The following is a 20,261-nucleotide window of genomic DNA, read 5'->3' on the forward strand; positions in this document are numbered from 1 at the left end:
TGTGTGGGGCGCAGCCCCGCACGACGGCTCTCGCGCCGCAGGCGCGTTCTTTGGAGCGAGCGGGCTTCGCCCGCAAAGCGGCTCTCTCCCCCCGCAAGGCGCAAAAAAAGGACGCGGTCACACCAGACCGCGTCCTGTTTTTACGCTCCGTCGCGAACGACGACTAAATAACCTTGTTCAACGGATACTCGATGATCCCCTCGGCGCCGAAGGCGACAAGTTTCGGAATCAACTCCCGGACGATCTTCTCCTCGACCATGACCTCGACGGACAGCCAGTTGGGGTCCTGCAACTCGGCCACGGTGGGGGAGTTCAAGGACGGCAGGGTGCCGTTCAGCTCCGGCAGCTTGTCCTTGGGCAGGTTCATCTTGAGACCGACCATCTTGCCCGCGCGCAGCGCGCCCTGGAGCAGCATGTTGATCTCCTCGATGAGCTGGCGCTTCCTGGGATCGGCCCAGGCGTCCTTGTTGGCGATGATCTGGGTGTTGGTCTGCATCAGCTCGGCGATGATCCGCAGGCCGTTGGCCTTGATGGTCGTGCCGGTCTCGGTGATCTCCACGATGCCGTCGCACAGCCCCTCGACCACCTTGGCCTCGGTGGTGCCCCAGGAAAAGGACACGTCCACGTTGATGCCCATGGACTCGAAGTACTCCTTGGTGAAGCCCATGAGCTCGGTGGAGATCTTCTTGCCCTCCAGGTCCTCGGGCCGCCGGTACGGGGAGTCGCCGCGCACGCACAGCACCCAGCGGGCCTTGCGGTTGCTGACCTTGGAGTAGATCAGGTCATCGACCACGACCACGTCGGACTTGTTCTCGCGGATCCAGTCCATGCCGGTCAGGCCGACGTCGAAGGTGCCGTTCTCCACGTACATGGACATCTCCTGGGCGCGGGCCAGGGAGCACTTGATGCGGTTGTCGTCGATATCCGGGAAGTCGTTGCGCTCGTGCAGCTTGATCTTCCAGCCCGCCTTTTCGAAAAGCTTTATGGTCGCGTCCTGGAGGGAGCCCTTGGGAACGCCGAGTCGGAGAAATTGTTCACTCATTTCTTATATACCTCTTTGGGGTCGAAGACGTGGGGCGCGCATTCGCTGACCACGCCGTCCTTGATTTCGCGGTAGAAGCAGGAGCGGTAGCCCTTGTGGCAGGCCGCACCGCCGATCTGTTCGATCAGAAGTACCAAGGTGTCGTCGTCGCAGTCAATGCGGATGGACTTCACCTTCTGCGTATGGCCCGAGGTACCGCCCTTATGCCATATCTCCTGACGGCTGCGGCTCCAGTAATGGGCCTCGCCGGTTTCCAGGGTCCTGTTCCAGGCTTCTTCATTCATGTAGGCCATCATCAGGATTTCGCCTGTCTCGGCGTCCTGGGCGATGGCGGGCACAAGGCCTTTCATCTTCTCGAAATCGGGTCTGATCACTTGCGGTACCTCGTATCAGATGTGTTTCAGCGGCCCGGGATTGGGCCGGGGCAGGCTATATAGCCAATGCCGTGCCAAAGCGCAACCTGCGCGCCCGGACGTCACCCGATCGTCATCGGCGGTCCCGCTCCCGGAGCATCTTGACCGTGAGCTTGCCCATGCCCCGGGCCGCGAAGCCGATGCCGTAGACGAAGAAGACCACGGCCACGGCCAGGGAGATGCGCGAAAGGGGGTCGCCGGGGGTGCCCATGTGGGCCGCGCCCGCCAGGGCGCAGAACACGCCCATGAGGCACAGGGCGGAAAAGAGCAGGTCCATGGGCGCGGTCTCGTCCCGGCAGGCCTTGATCCACCGCCCGACCCGGCTGCGACTGACGGTCGGGTCCAGGGCGCCCACCCGGTTGGGCAGGTCCCGGCTGAAGCCGAAGCTCGGGGGCGCCTGCTCGCGCTGCCGGGCCTTCATGGACCGGGTCAGCACGGCCACGTACTGGACCAGGACGAACAGGACCACGACGAAAAACGCGTCCAGGCCGAGGGAGACGGGCTCGGGGATGGCGTAGTCCATGGACGCGGCCGCCCGGAAGGTCAGGGGCGCGAAGTCGTACAGCCCGTGGAAGAGGATGGAGAGCAGCAGGGCCTTGACGTACAGCCCGCTGCGCTCGCCGCGCGAAAAGGCGGCCTGCCCCACGTGGTAGCCCATGACCGCGCCGACCAGGGCGTGGCAGGGCACGGCCAGAAAGGCGCGGCCCACGGCCACGTGCAGGCCGCCGTCCAGGACGTAGAGCAGGTTCTCGGCCGTGGCGAATCCGAGGGACACGGTCACGCCGTAGACGATGCCGTCCATGGGCTCGTCAAAGGCCGGGTGGTTGACGCAGTAGCGCCTGAGCACGATGAACTTGAGGGCCTCCTCGGGCAGGGCGGCCATGAGAAAGGCGTGGCTCGCGCCGACAATGTAGGGGTTGTCCGCAGGCAGGCCCGAGGCCACCAGGGACAGGAAGGGAAAGAGCAGGTAGATGCCCAGGACGATGAGCACGCCCAGGAGAAAGGACGAGACCAGGGCCCCGGCCGGTTCCGGATACTTGTCGCTCGACACGAAGAGCCAGAGCAGCACGGCGGACGGCACAACAGCCATGAGGAAGAGCAGAAAATCCACGGGAAGCCCCTGTTCGGGTTGATGGCGACCCGTATCGGATAACCGACGCCGGGCCGGGCGGTCAATGTTTACCCCCCGGCAGGAATCTGCTAAACCACGCCTCACGCAACCCATACAAGGAGATCACGGACATGCCCGTTCGTTCCAAAGATAATTTTCTGGTTTTCGGCGCGCCCCTCATCGGGCAGGAGGAGATCGACGAGGTCGTGGACTCCATGAAGTCCGGCTGGCTCGGCACCGGCCCCAAGGTGGCCCGGTTCGAGAAGGAATTCTCGGCCTATGTCGGGGCCTCCCACGCCGCGGCCTGCAACTCCTGCACGGCCGCCCTGCACCTCTCCCTGGTTGCCCTGGGGCTTCAGCCCGGCGACGAGGTCATCACCACGCCGCTGACCTTCTGCGCCTCGGTCAACGCCATCATCCACGCCGGGGGCACGCCCGTGCTGGCCGACGTGGACCCGGTCACCCAGAACATCGACCCGGACTGCATCCGCGAGAAGATCACCCCGCGCACCAGGGCCATCCTGCCCGTGCACTTCGCGGGCCGGTCCTGCGACATGGACCCGATCATGGCCATTGCCGAAGAGCACGGCCTGAAGGTGGTCGAGGACTGCGCCCACGCCATCGAGACCACCTACAAGGGGCGGCACGCGGGCACCTTCGGCGACTTCGGCTGCTTCTCGTTCTACGTGACCAAGAACGTCTGCACCGGCGAGGGCGGCATGGTCATCGCCCGCGAGGAGGCGGACATCCAGGACATCAAGGTGCTGGGCCTGCACGGCATGTCGGCCGACGCCTGGAAGCGGTTCTCGGACGAGGGCTACAAGCACTACCAGGTGATCCACGCCGGGTTCAAATACAACATGATGGACCTCCAGGCGGCCATCGGCATCCACCAGCTGGAGCGGGTGGAGGAGAACTTCAAGCGGCGCTGCGAGATCTGGGACATGTACCAGGAGGCCTTCCGCGCCCTGCCCGTGGGCACCCCGGCCCCGGAGGAGCCCGACACCCGCCACGCCCGGCACCTCTACACCCTGATGATCGACCCCGTGGCCTGCGGGCTGGACCGCGACCAGTTCCTGGTCCGGCTGACCAAGGAGAACATCGGCGCGGGCGTGCACTACCTGGCCATCCCCGAGCACCCCTACTACCGGGACCGCTACGGCTGGAAGCTGGAGGACACCCCCCACGCCGTGGCCCTGGGCCGCGAGACCCTGAGCCTGCCGCTGTCGGCCAAGCTGACCGACGCCGACGTGGCCGACGTCATCAAGGCCGTGAATATCTGCCTGGAATAGTGTGAGTCCCGCGCCGAAGGCGCATACTGGGGTGCAGGGGTATAGCCCCTGCCCGCCGGAGGCGACAAATCCGCAGGACAGCGGATTTGGACCGCGCCCGACAAGGCGCGACCCCGAAGGGGTGAGCCCTAGGACGGGGCGAATCAAGTCACCCGTCCCTCGCCGCGTAGCGACCTTCAACTTCTGATTTAGTTACTCGGTCCCGGCCACCTGGTTGCGGCCGCCGGCCTTGGCGGCGGACAGGTATTGGTCGGCGCGGGAGACCATGGACGCGGCGCTGTCCAGGTCGACGTTGTCGGCCAGTCCCATGGAGATGGTCACCTTGAGGCCGGGGTGGAACTCGTCCCAGGGGTAGGCCTCCACGGCCCGGCGGATGTTTTCACAGGCGATGGCGGCCCGGTCCCGGGCGGTGTTGGTGAACAGGACCACGAACTCCTCGCCGCCGTAGCGGGCGACCACGTCGCTCTTGCGGGTGTGCCTGGTGAACAGTTCGGCCACCTTTTCCAGGACCATGTCCCCGACCTCGCGCGAGAAGTTGTCGTTCAGGACGCGGAAGTGATCCAGGTCGCCCATCATGACGGACATGGGCTGTTCGTAGCGCCTGGCGCTCTCGAAGAACTGCCGGGCCTGCTCGTCGAAATGGCGGCGGTTGTACAGGTTTGTCTGGGGGTCGATCACGGCCAGTTCGCTCAGTTCGAAGCGGCAGCGGGCCAGCTCCCGACTCATGAGGTTGTAGTTCTCGGCCAGTTCGCCCAGTTCGTCGTCCGAGGTGATCTCGATGCACTGCGCGCCGCCCTCTTCGCCGCATGCCTGGCGTACGGATTCGAGCAGCCGGCAGGTCGGCCGCCCCTGCCGCCAGGCAAGGGCCGACCCCAGGAGCGCGGCCAGGACGGCGGCGCAGGCCGCGCCGCCGAGCAGGGCGGCGTCGGTCATGCCGAGAAAATTCGCGTCTTCCCTGACCAGCCGGGCCAGGCCGGTATGGGCCACCAGGGCCTGGGTCCTGCCGTCCACGGTCACGGGCTCGGCGTCGGCCAGGACCTCGCCGGGAACGGTGTCCCCGGCCTTGTACCGTCCGGCCGGAAACAGGACCGTGCCGTCCGGGTCCATGACCAGGAAGCGGAACGGCTGGCCCTGCCATTGCCGGGTCGCGTCGAGCGGGGCCGCGAAGGTGCTGAACGGCTCTTCGTGCAGAGCCCGGTCCAGGCCGCCGTGCCGGGCGGCGTAGTCCGTCAGGTCCGCGCGGAACTCCCGGAATTCCTGGCGCAGGACATAGTCCTCGAAGTCGCCGCGGATCCATTGCCGGGCAACGAGGACGGCCGTCAGGCAGCCGACGAGACCGATGACGACGTAGCTCGCGGTCAGCTTGGTTCGAATGTGCATGGATGGGTCCCCCGGTTCACCATATCGGCAAGGCTTTTTTCACTGTTGTCACCTTTGCCCAAGTCGCGGCCCGAGTCAATTATTACCGGCCTTGCAACGAAAAAGGCCCGGCAAACCGGGCCCTTCTCGACATGTCGCCGACGGCTAGCAGTCGTGGAAGTCCTTGTTGATGTAGAAGCAGAGGTCGAAGAGGTTCTGGACCATCTCGTCCACCATGGCCTCGCGGCTCGCTCCGGACGCATCCAGACTCGCGGTCTTGTTGACGATCTTGGAGAAAAGCATGCCGATGAGCTGATCGTCGTAGAGGGTCCAGTACCTGCTGCCCGAGGGGAACTTCTTGTCGAATCCGTGGTAATACATGCGGCGCGCTCCGTGGTGCCTGATGGTTTCTCCCGCTGCCTACTTATCGGCCGGGTCCGCCGGGCGCTTTATGTCCGCCGCCAAGATTGTTGCCCCGTGAATCCGGCGGGTTAGCCGGTCGCCCCCGGGATGGGCAGGGCCTGTTTCGGGCCTGTTTCCAAAACGATGCCGCAGGGATGCCAAGTTGCGAAATTGTTGCCCATATGTAACACTGATTGTTACAGACATGGGGTATAGCAGTCCCATCACACCGAAAGGAGTCTACAGTGTCAGCCCAGAAAATCCTGGTGGTCGAAGACCACAGAGACACGCGAGAACTGCTGAAATACAACCTCACCGCCGCCGGGTTCGACGTGGCCGCCGCCGAGGACGGCCAGCTCGGCCTGAACCTGGCCCACGCCTTCAAGCCCGACATCATCCTGCTCGACCTGATGATGCCCGGCACCGACGGCCTGGAAGTCTGCCGCCAGCTCAAGGGCGATCCGGCCACGGCCCGCATCCCGGTGATCATGCTCACAGCCAAGGGCGAGGAGGTGGACAAGATCGTCGGCCTGGAGCTCGGGGCGGATGACTACGTGGTCAAGCCCTTTTCCCCGCGCGAACTGGTCCTGCGCATCAAGGCGATCCTGCGCCGCTACGGCGCACCCGAGCCCAACGCCCCCAAGCTGTGGGAGCGCGAGGGCTTGCGCATCGACTTCGAGGCGCACCAGATCACCATCGACGGGGAGGAGACGGCCCTGACGGCCACGGAATTCAAGCTCCTGACCGTGCTCGTGTCCGGCGCGGGCAAGGTCCAGACCCGCGACAACCTCCTGGACACGGTCTGGGACACCCACTTCGAGGGCTACTCCCGCACCGTGGACACCCACGTCCGCAGGCTGCGCCAGAAGCTCGGCCCCTACGCCCCCTGGATCGAGACGATCCGAGGGGTCGGCTACCGCTTCAAGGCGTAGCGACCTTCCGATCCCGTCCGCGCCCCCTACGGGGGGCGGCGCAGCCGGGGACGCGGCGTGCTCCCGGCCGCCGGAGGCGCGTCCACTGCGTCAGCCGGAAGCCCGGTCCTCGACTTCAGCCGGAAGCCCGGCCTACTGCGTCAGTCGCTGGGCCAGCTTGACGGCGGCCACGGCGTCGGTGGACCAGCCGTGGGCCCCGATGGCCTTGCAGAATTTTTCCGTGACCACGGCCCCGCCGATGATGACCTTTGCCCGGAGGTTGCGTTCGGCCACCAGTTTGACCGTGTCCTCCATGCGCACCATGGTGGTGGTCATGAGCGCGGACAGGCCGATGAGCGCGGCGTCGTGCTCCTCGGCGGCGGCCACGATCTTCTCGGCGGGCACGTCCTTGCCCAGGTCCACCACGTCGAAACCGTAGTTCTTGAGCATCAGACAGACGATGTTCTTGCCGATGTCGTGGATGTCGCCCTCCACCGTGGCCATGACGACGACCGGCCGGGCGCCCGCGCCGCCGGCCTCCTCGAGCAGGGGCTTGAGGCGCTGGAAGGCGGTCTGCATGGTCTCGGCGGATTGCAGCAGCTGGGGCAGGAAGTATTCCTTGGTCTCGTACTTGTCGCCGACGATGAGAATGCCGGGGATGAGCAGGTCGTTGACGATCTCCATGGCCGCCATGCCCTTGTCCAGCTCGGCCTCCACCAGACGGACCACGTTGTCCTTGTCGCCCTTGACCACGGCGGCCTGGACCGGCGGCAGGGACGCGGCCCCGGAGGGCGCGGCCTGACTGGTCGCGGCCTGGACACCGCCCCCGCCGACCCAGCCGGAGAAGTTGTCGATGTACCGCGCGGCCTGGGGGTCGCGGTCGAGCAGGACCTCGGCGGCGTGCAGGGTCTCCCGGATGCGCGCGGAGTTGGGGTTGCCGATGAACGAGCACAGGCCCGAGGCCATGGACAGGGACAGGAAGGTGGAGTTGAGCAGCTCGCGGGCCGGTAATCCGAAAGAGATGTTGGACAGGCCGATGGTCGTGGGCAGTCCCCAGCGGTCGCGGCACTGGCGCATGACCTCCATGGAGTGGCGGGCCGCCTCGGGCTTGGACGAGACGGTCAGGGCCAGGGCGTCCACCAGGATCAGCCTGCGCGGGATGCCGAGGGCGTCGGCCTGGGCCAGGAGGTCCTCGATGACCTTGAGGCGCTCGGCCGCGGTCACCGGGAGCTTGCGGCCCACGATGGGCAGGAGGATGAACGGCGCGCCGAAGAGCTTGCACAGGGGACCGAGGCGCTCCATCTTGCCGGGCTCGCCGGAGATGGAGTTGACCAGGGGCGAGCCGGGATAGGCCCACAGCCCGGCCTCCACGGCCGCCGGGTCGTTGGAGTCGATGGCCAGGGGCGTGGTCACGCGGCCCAGCAGGGCGGTGACCAGCTCGGGCAGGAGCGCGGCCTCGTCCACCAGGGGCGCGCCCACGTTGACGTCGAGCACCGGCGCGCCCAGCTCGGCCTGTTCGGCGGCCAGGCGCAGGGCCTCGGAAAAGACCGACTCCTGGAGTTCGGCGGTGAGCTGCTTCTTGCCCGTGGGGTTGATGCGCTCGCCGATGATCACACCGCGATGGTCGAAGCCCACGGGCACGGACACCGAGCGGGAGGTCAGGACCAGCTGGGCGTTGTCGGTCCTGACCGGACGCTGCCAGCGGGCGTCGCCGACCTTGTCGCGCAGGGCGCGGATGTGCTCGGGTGTGGTCCCGCAGCAGCCGCCGATGAACTTGGCCCCGAGCTCGACGAAGGCCGCGGCCTTTTCGGCGAAGGGTTCGGGCTGGAGGCGGAACACGGTCTTGCCCTCGGCGTTGAGCTCGGGCAGGCCCGCGTTGGCCTCGGCAAAGGTCGGGGTCGACAGGCGCGGGGCCCAGGCGCGCAGGGTGTCGCGCATCTGCTCGGGCCCGGCGGAACAGTTGGTCCCGATGAGCTCCACGCCCATGTTCTGCATGGTGTCCACGAAGGTCATGGGCGAGGTGCCGGTCAGGGAGGCCTCGCCCTCGAAGGTCATGGAGATGGCCACGGGCAGGTCGCAGACCAGGCGCGCGGCCACGACCACGGCCTTGGCCTCGGCCAGGTCGAAGTGGGTCTCGCCCAGAATGAGGTCCGCGCCTCCGGCCACGCACCCCCTGATCTGCTCCTTGAAAATGTCCACCAGCTCGCGGAAGGTCATCTCGCCGAGCGGCTTGACGAAATGGCCGGTGGGGCCGATGGAGGCGGCCACGAAGGCCCGGTCCCCGGCCACCTCTCGGGCGATGGCGGTCATGGCCCGGTTCAGCTCGAAGGGGTCCACGCCCAGGCCGAGCTTGGGGCGGGACCCGCCGAAGGTGTTGGTGGTCAGGATGTCCGCCCCGGCCTCGATGTAGTCGCGGTGCACGGCGCGGATGACGTCCGGCTCCTTGAGCCCCCACAGCTCCGGGGAGAGCCCGGCGGGCAGCCCCCGGCTCTGGAGCAGGGTGCCGTAGCCGCCGTCGAAATAGTAGATCCTGTCGTCATCGAGTATTGACCTGAAGTCGGGCACGGGTATCCTCCGTAGATCCGGGCGTGCGGCCGGGCAGGGGGCCTCCCCGGCGGGACGGCCGCTCGCGGACCGATGTATTCTTATATCAAGATGTCTTGATGTAGCTGCGGAGACGGCGGAATGCAAGCCTTTTCTTGGCTCGGCCAGGGTCCCGTCCGATGCGGGGAGCGCACGGTTTTGCACATGTTGCCCTTCCCTGAAAAACATTGATAAGGTCGGGCAAAATCTATAGTGTTGGTTTCTTGCTCTTATATTTGTATTGAACCGGGCGCCCTTGCGCCGCATCCATACTGCACAATGACATCTGAAAAAACGACCGCGGTGGTCGAGCCGGAGATCGTCGAGGACGACGATTTCGAGGAGACCGACTTCAACGAGGACGACGCCGAGGAGTTCGGGGCCGACGGCTTCGACGGGGACGGCTTCGACGGAGACGGCCTGGCCGGAGACGGCTTCGACGACGACACCGACGTGACCGACATATCGGCCGGAGTGCCGGCCAAGACCGACGGACTGGGGAACAGGCTGCCGGCGCTGAAGCTCGCCCCCCCGTCCAAGGCGGTGCGCATCCGCGACCCGCTCCAGCTGTACCTCAAGGAGATCGCCCGGTTCCCCATGCTGGAACCGGAGGAGGAATACGCCCTGGCCAAGCGCGTCCAGGAGGACAATGACCAGGACGCGGCCTTCAAGCTGGTCTCCTCGCACCTGCGCCTGGTGGTCAAGATCGCCATGGACTTCCAGCGGCGCTGGATGCAGAACGGGCTGGACCTCATCCAGGAGGGCAACGTGGGACTGCTCAAGGCGGTGACCAAGTTCGACCCGGAAAAGGGGATCAAGTTCTCCTACTACGCGGCCTTCTGGATCAAGGCGTACATCCTGAAGTACATCATGGACAACTGGCGCATGGTCAAGATCGGGACCACCCAGACCCAGCGCAAGCTGTTCTACAATTTGAACAAGGAGCGCCAGCGCCTGCAGACCCTGGGGTTCGACCCCTCCACCGAGGCGCTGAGCGAGCGGCTCGGCGTGTCCGAGGCCGAGATCGACGAGATGGACCAGCGGCTGTCCAAGAACGACATGTCCCTGAACACCCCGCTGGGCGACGACTCCGACACCACCAGGATGGACTTCCTGCCCTCCCTGGCGCCCGGCGTGGAGGAGTCCATCGCCAACGACCAGATCGTCGACCTGCTCCTGAACAACATCAGGGAGATACGCGCCTCCCTGAACGACAAGGAAGTGGCCATCCTCGACCGCCGGCTGCTGTCCGACGACCCCGTGACCCTGCGGGAGATCGGCGAGGAGTTCGGCGTGACCAGGGAGCGGGTGCGCCAGATCGAGGCCCGGCTGATGGCCAAGATCCGCGAGCACCTCACGGACAAGGTCAAGGATTTCTCCAGGGACTGGGTGCTGGAACACGAATAATCGGCGGCAACGCCAATCGGGACGCACGGATGAAACGATTCTCTAGGCCTGACTCTCACACCGCACTGGCCGCGCTGGCGCTGTTCGCGCTCCTGGCCATGGCCGGCTGCGCCGCACGGACGCCCGCGACCAGCCCCATGCCCGCGCCGCCCATGACCGACTCGGCGCAGCTCGACTACGACTACCTGGTCTACCAGGACCTGCTGCACCAGTTGCAGCGGCACGTCCAGGACGGCGAGCGCTCCACCCTGACCAAGGAGCAGGTCAACGACATCCACGCCCGGGCCGTGGCCGCCCTGGACCGCGTCCTGGCCCAGTCCCCCACGCCCGAGCTGTACGTGGAGAAGGCGGGCATGTACTGGAACCATCCCGAGGGCACCAGCCGGTCCCGCGCGGCCCTCAAGGAGGGGCTGGACAGGTTCCCGGACAACCGGCTGCTGACCGTGTACCTGGCCAACTCCTACGTGGCCGACAACCGCCCGGACGACGCCATCGCCATCATGAACGGCTTCCTGGAGCGCCACCCCCAGGACATCGAGGCCCGCGAACGGCTGGGCCAGATGCTCATGGACGCCGGACAGGACGCCAAGGCCCTGGACGTGCTCAAGAAGATCCCCGAGAAGGAGCGCTCGGCCGACGCCCTGTACGCCATGGGCCGGGTCCAGGGGAACCTGGGCATGCGCAAGGCGGCCATCGCCAACCTCAAGAAGGCCGTGGCCATGGACCCGGAATTCACCGAGGCCCTGGTGGAGCTGGCCTACCAGTACGAGCTGGCCAAGGACTACGTGTCCGCCGAGACCATCTACGGCTCCATCCTCGAACAGAGCGACTCCTTTCCCGAGGCGCGGTTGCGGCTCATCAACCTGAACCTCAAGCTGAACGATCCGGGCAAGGCGCTGGACCTGGCCCTGGCCGGTCCGCCGACCAAGTCCTTCATCCTGGACGCGGTGCTCATGTTCATCAACGACGGGTTCTTCGCCCAGGGGTCCACGGTCCTCGACATGCTGACCACCGGGGGCGCCGCGCCCGCCGAATACTATTTCTACAAGGCGGTCATCGCCGACGAGGGCGAGAACGACCCGGCCAAGGCCCTGACCTACCTCGACGAGGTCAAGGAAAGCGACCGCCTCTACCCCCACGCCCTGCGCTTCAAGGCGCAGCTGCTGGCCGCCCAGGGCAAAAACGACGAGGCCCTGGCCATGGCCGCCAGGGGCAAGGAGCTCTACCCCGACGCCTCCATCTTCTACATCCTCGAATCCGGGCTGAAGAAGCACGGCGGCGACCTGGCCGGGGCCGAGGCCTCCCTCAAGGAGGGGCTGACGCACCTGCCCAACGACCCCGAGCTGACCTATGAGCTGGCCATGGTCTACGAGGCCATGGGCCGCCGTCCCGAGGGGCTGGCCCTGATGGAGACGGTCATCCGCGCCCATCCGGACCACGCCAACGCCCTGAACTACGTGGGCTACACCCTGGCCGAGGAGGGCCGCGAACTCGACCGCGCCCTGGTCCTGGTGACCAAGGCCTCCACCCTGGACCCGGAGAACGGCTACATCCTCGACTCCGTGGCCTGGGTCCACTTCAAGCGGAAGGACCTGGAAAAGGCCTGGGAATACATCGGCTACGCCGTGGACGTGGTGGACAAGGACCCGACCATCTGGGAGCACTACGGCGACATCGCCGCGGCCCTGGGCAAGAAGAAGGAGGCGCGCAAGGGATACAACTTCGCCCTCAAGTTCCACTCGCCCGAAGCCAAGGCCGTCCGGGAGAAGCTGAAGAAGCTATGAGCCGCCTCGGACCGACGCTCGTTCCGGCGGCGACCCTGGCCGTCCTGATCCTGGCGGTCCTCTCGGGCTGCGCCACCCGGATTCCGCCGGGCATGGAGCTCGACACCCCCAAGGCGGCCTGGACCGCCTTCCGGCAGCACTACTGCGCCCGGCCCGAGGGCGACGGACTGCGCGTCCGGGCCAGCCTGTACTATTCGCGGACCAAACCCACGAAGCGGACCAACCGGACCCTGATCTCCCTGTGGGGCGACTTCGGCGGGCCCATGCGGCTCGACGTGTCCGCCTCCATCGGCACCCTGCTGGCCCACATCCGCGAGGACAGGTCCGGGCTGCTGGTCTTCTACCCCGAGGACAACCGGGCCTACGCCCACAAGAATCCCGTGCTCGGGGCCACGCGGCTGGGCATGCCCTTTCCCTTTTCCCTGGACACCCTGGCCCACGCCCTGGCGGGCGACTTCTCCGGCCTGGCCCCCCGGCGCTACGCCGAGGCCTCGGTCGAGGGCGGGAACTATGTCTATACCTTCTCCAGGGGGCAGGCCGAACGCATCGTCCTGGACCGCCTGGGCCGCCCGGTGCGGCTCGAGGGGCGCACGGTCCGGTCCGTGGAGGACGCCGGGCGCTGGGTCTTCACCCTGGACCGCTATGAGGACGCCGGACCGGACCAGATCGCCCTGCCCGACAAGCTGACCCTGGCCATGGACAACGGGGAGCGCGGCGTCTTGCACATAAAGTCACGGGAGCCTATGCTGGCCCCCTGGCCCGCCGCGTCCCTGGCCCTGGAACTGCCCGGGGACGTCGTCCCCATCCGGCTGGACAACGGCTATGCGGATGGGCAAACCGGGGAACTCCCCGTGATCCGAGAGGACAAGCAATGAGCACGCAGCCGCAGGAAACGGTGATGGACATCTTTTGGCTCGGCCTGAAGACCTGGTGGGCCGAGATGAAATGGCTGGCCCGCTCCCTGTCGGGGCGGTTCGAGGTCGGCAGGCTTGAAAAAGAACTGGAACGGGAATATGGCATCCTCGGGCGCATCGCCGAGGCCCCCCGGGGCCGCATGGAGGAGAAGGAACTCTGCATCAAGCAGATCGCCTTCCTCAAGGAGGAGATCGAGGCCCTCCGGGAAGAACTGGCCAACGACCGCGAAGAACGCATGAAGCGCGTGCGCCGTGAGGACGGCGGCGCGGCATAACGGGGAGGAACAGTGAGCAAGACCATCGTCATCGGCTCCGATCACGGGGGCTATCATCTCAAGAAGGCGTGCATCAAGGCCCTGACCGACTGGGGCTACAGCGTGGAGGACGAGGGCCCCGACTGCCTGGATTCCTGCGACTATCCCGTGTACGCGGCCAAGGTCTGCAACAAGCTCAAGGCGGACGCGGACAAGCTCGGCGTGCTCATCTGCGGCACGGGCCAGGGCATGACCATGACCGCCAACCGCATGGGCGTCCGGGCGGCCCTGTGCACCAACGAATTTCACGCCCGCATGGCCCGCGCGCACAACGACGCCAAATGCCTGTGCATGGGCGAGCGCGTCACCGGGCAGGGACTGGCCCTGAGCATCCTCAAGGTCTTCCTCGAATCGAGCTTCGAGGGCGAGCGGCACCAGCGGCGCATCGATCTCATCGACACCGTCTCCCAATAACCTCACCAACAAAGGGTATTCACCAATGACACAGACGGACAAGACCATCGCCGTGGTCAAGGGACTGATCATGGACGGCGTGGCCAAGGCCAACTCCGGCCATCCGGGCGGCGCCATGTCCTCCGCCGACTACGCCACCATCCTCTTTTCGGAGTATCTGAACTTCAATCCCGACGACCCGCAGTGGTTCAACCGCGACCGCTTCATCCTCTCTGCCGGGCACGAGTCCATGCTGCTCTACAGCCTGCTCCACCTGAACGGCTTCATCTCCATGGATGACATCAAGAATTTCCGTCAGTTCGGCTCCCTGACCCCCGGCCATCCCGAGGTCCACCTGACCCCCGGCGTGGAGGCCACCACCGGCCCGCTGGGCCAGGGCCTGGCCATGTCCGTGGGCTTCGCCGCGGCCGAGGCGTACCTGCGCGACAAACTCGGCGCGGACGTCATGGACCACTACACCTACGTGCTCGCCTCGGACGGCGACTTCCAGGAGCCCATCGCCATGGGCGCGGCCTCCCTGGCCGGTCTGTGGCACCTGGGCAAGCTCATCGTCTACTACGACTCCAACAAGATCCAGCTGGCCGGGCCCACCTGCAAGGCGGACTGCACCGACCACCGCAAGGTCTTCGAGGGGCTGTGCTGGCACGTCATCGAGGTCAACGGCCACGACCACGGCGAGATCCGCGCGGCCATCGAGGCGGCCCGGCTCGAGACCGGCAGGCCCACCCTGATCATCGGCCACACCACCATGGCCAAGGGATGCGCCACCATGGAGGGCAGCCACAAGACCCACGGCGAGCCCCTCAAGGCCGACGAGATCGCGGCCACCAAGAAGAAGCTCGGCCTGCCCGAGGAGCCGTTCTACGTGCCCGCGGACGTGGTCGCGGAATACCGCGCGCGCTTCGACGGCCTGCGCAAGAACGCGGCCGACTGGCGGGCCATGGTGGACGGCAAGCTGTCCGACGCCGCCTTCGCCGACATGTGGGCCCACGTGACCCGGTCCCGGTCCGAACTCAAGATCGACTGGCCCGCGTTCACCCCCGGCGAGTCCATGGCCACGCGCCAGGCCTGGGGCAAGTGCTTGAACGCGGTCATGGAGTCCCTGCCCACCCTGGTGGGCGGCTCCGCCGACCTGGACCCGTCCAACCAGACGGCCACCTTCCGGACCACCTACGGCGACTTCGCCGTGGACGGCTACGGCGCGCGCAACCTGGCCTTCGGCGTGCGCGAGTTCAACATGGCCGCGATCATGAACGGCATACAGCTGCACGGCGGTCTGCTCCCGTTCGGGGCCACCTTCCTGACCTTCTCGGACTACTGCCGCAACGCCATCCGCATGTCCGCCCTCCAGGAGCTGCCGGTCCTGTACGTCTTCACCCACGACTCCTTCTGGGTGGGCGAGGACGGGCCCACGCATCAGCCCATCGAGCACGTCAGCTCCCTGCGGCTCATCCCGGACCTCATCGACCTGCGCCCGGCCGACGCCAACGAGACCAAGGTCTGCCTGGACATCGCGCTCAGGCAGGAGAAGATGCCCTCGGTCCTGTTCCTGACCCGCCAGGGGCTGCCCATCCTGGACCCGGCCGAGTACCCGGCCCTCATGGACGGCCCGCGCAAGGGCGGCTACGTGCTCCAGGACTGCGACGGCACCCCGGACCTGATTCTCATCGCTTCGGGCTCCGAAGTGTCCCTCTGCCTGGAAACCGCCAAGCTTTTGCAGCGAAAAGTGCGCGTGGTCTCCATGCCGTCGGCCAAATTGTTTGACGATCAGCCCGAATCGTATAAAAATGCCGTATTGCCGCCCGAAGTCACCGCACGGGCCGCGGCCGAGGCGGGCCGCACCACCCTGTGGCATAAATATGTCGGTCTGAACGGCGTTGTTCTCGGCGTGGACCACTTCGGCGCCAGCGCCCCCGGCAAGGTCCTGTCCGACAAGTACGGGTTCACCCCGGAGAACTTCGCCCGGATGATCCGGGAGAAATACTAGGAGATGCTCATGGAAGCCCCACAGAAAAACCTCGCACTGGATTTGGTTCGCGTCACCGAAGCCGCCGCCCTGGCCTGCGCCCGCTGGCTCGGCAAGGGCGACAAGATCGCCGCCGACCAGGCGGCCGTGGACGCCATGCGGCTGTGCTTCAACACCCTGGAGATCGAGGGCGAGATCAAGATCGGCGAAGGCGAGAAGGACGACGCGCCCATGCTCTACGCCGGCGAGAAGCTCGGCCTGGGCAACGGTCCCAAGGTGGACATCGCCGTGGACCCGCTGGAGGGCACCAACCTGCTGGCCAACGGCCGCCCCAACGCCATCTCCGTGGTCGGCGTGGCCCCGGCGGGCGCCATGTTCGATCCGGGCCCGAGCTTCTACATGCAGAAGCTGGTGGTCCCGGCCCACGCCAAGGACGTGGTGGACATCGAAGCCCCCACCGGCCACAACCTGAAGCTCATCGCCCGCGCCCTGGACAAGGACGTGGACGACCTGGTGGTCTTCGTCCTGGACAAGCCGCGCCACAAGAAGCTCATTTCCGACATCCGCGAGGCGGGCGCGCGCATCCAGCTGCACACCGACGGCGACATCACCGGCTCGCTCATGGCCATCGACCCGCGCTGCGAGGTGGACGTCATGATGGGCACCGGCGGCACCCCCGAGGGCGTGCTCTCGGCCATCGCCATCCGCATCATGGGCGGCGAGATGTTCGCCAAGCTCGATCCGCAGAAGCAGAACGAGAAGAACGCCCTGGCCGAATTCGGCATGGACATCCGCCGGGTCCTGACGGTCAGCGACCTGGTCAAGTCCGACGACCTGTTCTTCGCGGCCACGGGCATCTCCGGCGGCACCTTCCTCAAGGGCGTGGCCTACCACGGCCACGGCGCCGAGACCTCGTCCCTGGTCATGCGCGGCAAGACCGGGACCATCCGCTACGTGGAGGCCATCCACAACTGGGATACGCTGATGCGCTTCTCGGCCGTGGAATACGACTAGGCCCAGCCCCCCGCAAGATCATCAAAGGCCGGTCCCCGCACAGGAAACCGGCCTTTTTTCATGGTAAAAAGACTTCCCCGGTCCACCGCCGCGAAGCGGCCTTCCCCGCCGGATCTCCCGGGACGTCCCCGGCCCGTGCCCGGAGATATTGAGCCCAACGCGCGTGTTGTGGTAGGGTCGACGAAAAGGGAGTCCGCCATGGGCAGGAACAAGCGCAACAACACCCGCATCGACGCCGATTTCGAGGCCTACATCACCATCGGCGAGGTGGTCACGCCCGTGTCCACCCGCAACCTGAGCCTCAAGGGCGCACTCCTGTACGGCTGCGAGGACTGCGTGGCCGGGACCGAGTGCGAGCTGCACCTGCCGCTCTCGCCCGGCATCCGCATCGTGGTCAACGGCGAGATCGTGCGCATCAAGGGGAACTACGCGGCCATGGCCTTCAAGGAGATGGACGAGCTGTCCTTCACCTTCCTGCACCGGCTGGTGACGCTCAACGCCGAGCATCCCGAAGAGGTGGACGAGGAACTGCTGCGGGTCTTCGAACGGTTCTAGCCCGCCGGGGCTTCCGGGGCCGCGCGCCGGGCGGCCTGTTCGCGCACCCCGCTGCGTCCCAGGGCGAGCACGCCGAAGACGATCAGGGCTCCGCCGCCCATGGTCCACCAGTCCGGGACCTCTCCCAGGAACATCAGGCCCCACGTGGCCGCGAAGACGATCTCCAGGGTGGACACCCCGCTGATGCGCGCCGCGGACTCGATGGCGTACCCCTTGGTCATGAAGAACTGTCCCACGTTCATGAACAGCCCCACCCCGCAGAGCACGCCCCATTCGGCCAGGGTCGGCACGACCCAGCCGCCGTCGGCGAAGAGCGGCGAGAGGAGCGAGATGGCGATGGGCGGATAGAGCATGACCACGGCGGGCCGTTCGGTCTTGGCCAGGACCCGTACCGCCAGGATGGCCCAGGAGGTCAGGAACACGCTGAGCAGCGCGGCCAGCAGCCCCCAGGTGTCCAGGTCCGGGCTGCCCGCCCCGAACAGGAAGTCCGGGCGGCAGACCAGGGCCACGCCGGCCACGGAGGTAAGGATGGCGAACATGCCGCCCTTGGACAGGGTCTCGCCCATGAGCAGCCAGGCCAGCAGGGCCACGGTCACGGGATGGGAGAAGATGAGCACCAAGGCGTCGGCCAGGGGCAAATGCACGATGGCGTAGAAGTCGGCGAACATGGCCCCGAAGCCGAGCAGGCCGCGCGCGGCCAGCAGGACCTTGCGCTTGCCGAGCATGCCCGCCCCGGACTTGCGCAGCATGATCAGGCACAGGAACACGCCGATGACCCCGCGCACGAAGAGAATCTCCATGGTGGGCAACCGGCTCCCGGCCAATTTGACGAACAGGGAGCCGAAGGAGAAGAAGAAGGTGCCGAGCAGCATGAAACGCATGCCGGGGGTCAGAAAATTCATGGCCGGAGACTATGCCTTTTCCTTTGCGAGTCAAGGGGAATCGCCCGGCGCACCGGGTCTGACAAGGGCCGCCACCGGCAGGCGGGGGACAATCGGGATCGCCTAGCGGGCGAGCTCGGGCAGGGGCAGGAAACTTGCGGGGTCGACGTGGTGCTCGCGCAGGATGTCGTGCTCGATCGCGAGCATCCGCCCCTCCTCGGCCATGCTCCGAAGTTCGGCGTCGATCAGGGGCACCAGGGCCGCGTGCTTTTTGTTCAGGTAGTGGTACATGGGATTGGCGGCCATGGGGGCGTCCAGGATGCGCACCCCCTTAAGGCCCACCGCGCCCAGGGTGGGCTGGATGTCGAAGTACTCGGCCAGACCGACGTCCACCCGGCCGTTCCGGAGCAATTCGAGCATCTTTTCGTAGGAGGACACCTTGTGGCAACCATCGCCCTCCACCTTGCTCTCCAGGAACTTGAAGCCGTTGCGGATGCACGTCCGGCAACCGGCGAACTGGCCCCAGCCCCGGGCCGGGTCCACGGCGGGCCGCATGCCCGCCTCCCCGACCAGGACCGCGATGCGGTTGACGTACAGGGGGGTGGGCACCCGGACGAGGTTCCGGTATCCCTTTTCCACCACGCTGACGCGGCCCGCCTCGCCGTCCACCAGCCCATCGTTGGCCATGAGCAGGGCGCGCTGGGCCGGATAGCTCTGCAACTCGACCTCATAGCCGATCCGGGCGTAGGCCTCGGTCAGGATGCGGTCGAACAGCTCGCGCAGGCCGCCCGGCGGAAAGGTGGAGAAGACCAGCCGGTGGCTGATGCCGTGGAGTTCGGCCAGGGCCGGGGACGGCCACGCCGCAAGGGCCGGGGCCGACAGGATCAGGACCGCCAGCAGGATCTGCCGGACGCGGCGGGCGGCGCGGTCGGGCCTCGGGGGGGTCGTGGGGTGGGCTGGATACGACATTACCCGGCACCGTAGCCGTAAACAACGGCCAGCGGAAGGGGGTTAGAGCTTTTTTTCGATAACGCCGGACCCGGGCCGAGGCCAGGTCCCGGACAGGGGCGGCTAGAGCCCGAAGAAGCGTCGGGCGTTGTCGCCCGCCGTGCGCCAGACGTCCTCCACGGAGCGGCCCTTGATCTGGGCCACCCGCCGGGCGGTGAACACGGACAGGGCCGGGTGGTTGCGCTTGCCGCGCCACGGCTCGGGCGCCAGGTACGGGCAGTCGGTCTCAAGCAGCAGCCGCTCGAAGGGGATGCGCGCCACGGCCGCCTGCACGTCGTCGGAGTTCTTGCGGAAGGTCACCGGGCCGGGGATGGAGATGTGCCAGCCGTTGCCGAGCAGCCGCTCGGCCAGGTCCATGCCCGCGCCGAAGCAGTGCCACAGCAGCGGATAGTCCCGGAACCCCTCGGCCTCCAGAATCGCGACGGTGTCGCCGTTGGCGTCGCGCGAGTGGATGACGATGGGCAGGCCGAGCTCGCGGGCCAGGTGGATCTGGCGGACAAAGGCGTCCTTCTGGACGTCGTGGGGCACGCGCTCCCAGTAGTAGTCCAGGCCGATCTCGCCCACGCCCCTGAGGCGCGGGTCCGCCTTGAAATGGGCGCGCATGCGTTCCATGACCTCGTCGGTCAGCAGGTCCGCGTCGTTGGGATGCACGCCCATGATGAAGCTGATCTCCGGGTGCGCCGCAAACAGCCCCCGCCCCCGCTCGTAGGCGTCCGGCCCGAGAAAGACGTTGACGATGCGGCTCACGCCCGAAGCGTGGGCCCGGGCGATAATCTCCTCGCGGTCCTCGTCGAAGTCCTCCAGGTCCAGATGGGCGTGGGAGTCCACCCCTACCGGAGGCAGCTCCAGGGATTCGGGTTCGGGGCGATTGTGCTTGGACATGGGTCCGGC

The 20,261-nt window shown here is 66.7% G+C and carries 19 protein-coding genes; 10 read left to right on the top strand and 9 right to left on the bottom strand.

Features of this window, described 5'->3' with window-relative positions:
- Positions 1 to 163: 163 nt before the first annotated feature.
- From hisG to DND132_RS17680, 3 genes are all read right to left on the bottom strand, one after another.
- Positions 164 to 1,042: an ATP phosphoribosyltransferase gene (hisG, locus tag DND132_RS10050; RefSeq protein WP_014322627.1), complete on the bottom strand. Its 879-nt coding sequence runs from the start codon at positions 1,040 to 1,042 to the stop codon at positions 164 to 166.
- The gene (hisI, locus tag DND132_RS10055; RefSeq protein WP_014322628.1) at positions 1,039 to 1,416 is read right to left on the bottom strand and encodes a phosphoribosyl-AMP cyclohydrolase; all 378 of its coding nucleotides are present in this window, start codon (positions 1,414 to 1,416) and stop codon (positions 1,039 to 1,041) included. Before hisI ends, hisG begins: the two co-directional genes overlap by 4 nt.
- A 112-nt stretch (positions 1,417 to 1,528) precedes the next feature.
- A complete protein-coding gene (locus DND132_RS17680; protein WP_014322629.1) occupies positions 1,529 to 2,566 on the bottom strand; it encodes a PrsW family glutamic-type intramembrane protease in 1,038 nt (345 codons plus the stop codon).
- A 131-nt stretch (positions 2,567 to 2,697) separates the two neighbouring features.
- Here DND132_RS17680 and DND132_RS10065 point away from each other — a divergent pair, with 131 nt between their 5' ends.
- A complete protein-coding gene (locus tag DND132_RS10065; RefSeq protein WP_014322630.1) occupies positions 2,698 to 3,858 on the top strand; it encodes a DegT/DnrJ/EryC1/StrS family aminotransferase in 1,161 nt (386 codons plus the stop codon).
- Between the two features lie 192 nt (positions 3,859 to 4,050).
- Here the strand turns inward: DND132_RS10065 and DND132_RS17685 are convergent, their stop codons facing one another.
- Both DND132_RS17685 and DND132_RS10075 read right to left on the bottom strand, forming a co-directional pair.
- A complete protein-coding gene (locus DND132_RS17685; RefSeq protein WP_014322631.1) occupies positions 4,051 to 5,238 on the bottom strand; it encodes a GGDEF domain-containing protein in 1,188 nt (395 codons plus the stop codon).
- 144 nt (positions 5,239 to 5,382) lie between these two features.
- Entirely contained in the window at positions 5,383 to 5,598 is a 216-nt protein-coding gene (locus DND132_RS10075) for a hypothetical protein (protein WP_014322632.1), read from the bottom strand.
- 266 nt (positions 5,599 to 5,864) lie between these two features.
- Between DND132_RS10075 and DND132_RS10080 the strand changes: the two genes are divergently transcribed.
- Positions 5,865 to 6,551: a response regulator gene (locus DND132_RS10080; protein ID WP_014322633.1), complete on the top strand. Its 687-nt coding sequence runs from the start codon at positions 5,865 to 5,867 to the stop codon at positions 6,549 to 6,551.
- Positions 6,552 to 6,683: 132 nt separating this feature from the next.
- On the opposite strand, the gene DND132_RS10085 is transcribed toward DND132_RS10080, so the two are convergent.
- Entirely contained in the window at positions 6,684 to 9,095 is a 2,412-nt protein-coding gene (locus tag DND132_RS10085; RefSeq protein ID WP_014322634.1) for a homocysteine S-methyltransferase family protein, read from the bottom strand.
- A 297-nt stretch (positions 9,096 to 9,392) separates the two neighbouring features.
- On the opposite strand from DND132_RS10085, the gene DND132_RS10090 reads away from it, so the two are divergent.
- From DND132_RS10090 to DND132_RS10125, 8 genes are all read left to right on the top strand, one after another.
- On the top strand, positions 9,393 to 10,520 hold the full coding sequence (locus DND132_RS10090; RefSeq protein WP_014322635.1) for a sigma-70 family RNA polymerase sigma factor: 1,128 nt from the start codon (positions 9,393 to 9,395) through the stop codon (positions 10,518 to 10,520).
- 29 nt (positions 10,521 to 10,549) lie between these two features.
- The gene (locus DND132_RS10095) at positions 10,550 to 12,304 is read left to right on the top strand and encodes a tetratricopeptide repeat protein (RefSeq protein WP_014322636.1); all 1,755 of its coding nucleotides are present in this window, start codon (positions 10,550 to 10,552) and stop codon (positions 12,302 to 12,304) included.
- Positions 12,301 to 13,179, top strand: coding sequence for a hypothetical protein (locus tag DND132_RS10100; protein ID WP_014322637.1), 879 nt, complete (start codon positions 12,301 to 12,303; stop codon positions 13,177 to 13,179). Before DND132_RS10095 ends, DND132_RS10100 begins: the two co-directional genes overlap by 4 nt.
- 23 nt (positions 13,180 to 13,202) lie before the next feature.
- Complete coding sequence (locus DND132_RS10105) at positions 13,203 to 13,493, top strand: hypothetical protein (protein ID WP_238528158.1); 291 nt, start codon at positions 13,203 to 13,205, stop codon at positions 13,491 to 13,493.
- A gap of 12 nt (positions 13,494 to 13,505) precedes the next feature.
- Entirely contained in the window at positions 13,506 to 13,946 is a 441-nt protein-coding gene (gene rpiB / locus DND132_RS10110; protein WP_014322639.1) for a ribose 5-phosphate isomerase B, read from the top strand.
- Positions 13,947 to 13,971: 25 nt separating this feature from the next.
- On the top strand, positions 13,972 to 15,933 hold the full coding sequence (gene tkt / locus DND132_RS10115; RefSeq protein WP_014322640.1) for a transketolase: 1,962 nt from the start codon (positions 13,972 to 13,974) through the stop codon (positions 15,931 to 15,933).
- A gap of 9 nt (positions 15,934 to 15,942) precedes the next feature.
- Positions 15,943 to 16,926, top strand: coding sequence for a class II fructose-bisphosphatase (glpX, locus tag DND132_RS10120; protein WP_014322641.1), 984 nt, complete (start codon positions 15,943 to 15,945; stop codon positions 16,924 to 16,926).
- Between the two features lie 198 nt (positions 16,927 to 17,124).
- Positions 17,125 to 17,481, top strand: coding sequence for a PilZ domain-containing protein (locus DND132_RS10125; protein WP_014322642.1), 357 nt, complete (start codon positions 17,125 to 17,127; stop codon positions 17,479 to 17,481).
- Here DND132_RS10125 and DND132_RS10130 read toward each other — a convergent pair.
- From DND132_RS10130 to DND132_RS10140, 3 genes are all read right to left on the bottom strand, one after another.
- Positions 17,478 to 18,383: a DMT family transporter gene (locus DND132_RS10130; protein ID WP_014322643.1), complete on the bottom strand. Its 906-nt coding sequence runs from the start codon at positions 18,381 to 18,383 to the stop codon at positions 17,478 to 17,480. The two genes, DND132_RS10125 and DND132_RS10130, sit on opposite strands and share 4 nt — an antisense overlap.
- A 102-nt stretch (positions 18,384 to 18,485) precedes the next feature.
- Entirely contained in the window at positions 18,486 to 19,331 is an 846-nt protein-coding gene (locus DND132_RS10135; RefSeq protein WP_014322644.1) for a substrate-binding periplasmic protein, read from the bottom strand.
- Positions 19,332 to 19,433: 102 nt separating this feature from the next.
- Positions 19,434 to 20,252 carry a TatD family hydrolase gene (locus tag DND132_RS10140; protein ID WP_014322645.1) on the bottom strand — a complete coding sequence of 273 codons (819 nt, stop codon included), beginning with the start codon at positions 20,250 to 20,252 and terminating at the stop codon, positions 19,434 to 19,436.
- Positions 20,253 to 20,261 lie beyond the last annotated feature (9 nt).

Source organism: Pseudodesulfovibrio mercurii, assembly GCF_000189295.2.
Classification (GTDB): Bacteria; Desulfobacterota; Desulfovibrionia; order Desulfovibrionales; family Desulfovibrionaceae; genus Pseudodesulfovibrio; species Pseudodesulfovibrio mercurii.

Bases quoted from the DNA above. Each gene is read 5' to 3' on its own strand.
- DND132_RS10075 (WP_014322632.1), bottom strand. From the start codon at position 5,598: ATGTATTACCACGGATTCGACAAGAAGTTCCCCTCGGGCAGCAGGTAC.
- DND132_RS10125 (WP_014322642.1), top strand. From the start codon at position 17,125: ATGGGCAGGAACAAGCGCAACAACACCCGCATCGACGCCGATTTCGAG.
- DND132_RS10130 (WP_014322643.1), bottom strand. From the start codon at position 18,383: ATGAATTTTCTGACCCCCGGCATGCGTTTCATGCTGCTCGGCACCTTC.
- DND132_RS10135 (WP_014322644.1), bottom strand. From the start codon at position 19,331: ATGTCGTATCCAGCCCACCCCACGACCCCCCCGAGGCCCGACCGCGCC.
- DND132_RS10095 (WP_014322636.1), top strand. From the start codon at position 10,550: ATGAAACGATTCTCTAGGCCTGACTCTCACACCGCACTGGCCGCGCTG.
- DND132_RS10105 (WP_238528158.1), top strand. From the start codon at position 13,203: ATGGACATCTTTTGGCTCGGCCTGAAGACCTGGTGGGCCGAGATGAAA.
- glpX (WP_014322641.1), top strand. From the start codon at position 15,943: ATGGAAGCCCCACAGAAAAACCTCGCACTGGATTTGGTTCGCGTCACC.
- DND132_RS10100 (WP_014322637.1), top strand. From the start codon at position 12,301: ATGAGCCGCCTCGGACCGACGCTCGTTCCGGCGGCGACCCTGGCCGTC.
- DND132_RS10140 (WP_014322645.1), bottom strand. From the start codon at position 20,252: ATGTCCAAGCACAATCGCCCCGAACCCGAATCCCTGGAGCTGCCTCCG.
- DND132_RS10090 (WP_014322635.1), top strand. From the start codon at position 9,393: ATGACATCTGAAAAAACGACCGCGGTGGTCGAGCCGGAGATCGTCGAG.
- DND132_RS10065 (WP_014322630.1), top strand. From the start codon at position 2,698: ATGCCCGTTCGTTCCAAAGATAATTTTCTGGTTTTCGGCGCGCCCCTC.
- hisG (WP_014322627.1), bottom strand. From the start codon at position 1,042: ATGAGTGAACAATTTCTCCGACTCGGCGTTCCCAAGGGCTCCCTCCAG.
- tkt (WP_014322640.1), top strand. From the start codon at position 13,972: ATGACACAGACGGACAAGACCATCGCCGTGGTCAAGGGACTGATCATG.
- DND132_RS17685 (WP_014322631.1), bottom strand. From the start codon at position 5,238: ATGCACATTCGAACCAAGCTGACCGCGAGCTACGTCGTCATCGGTCTC.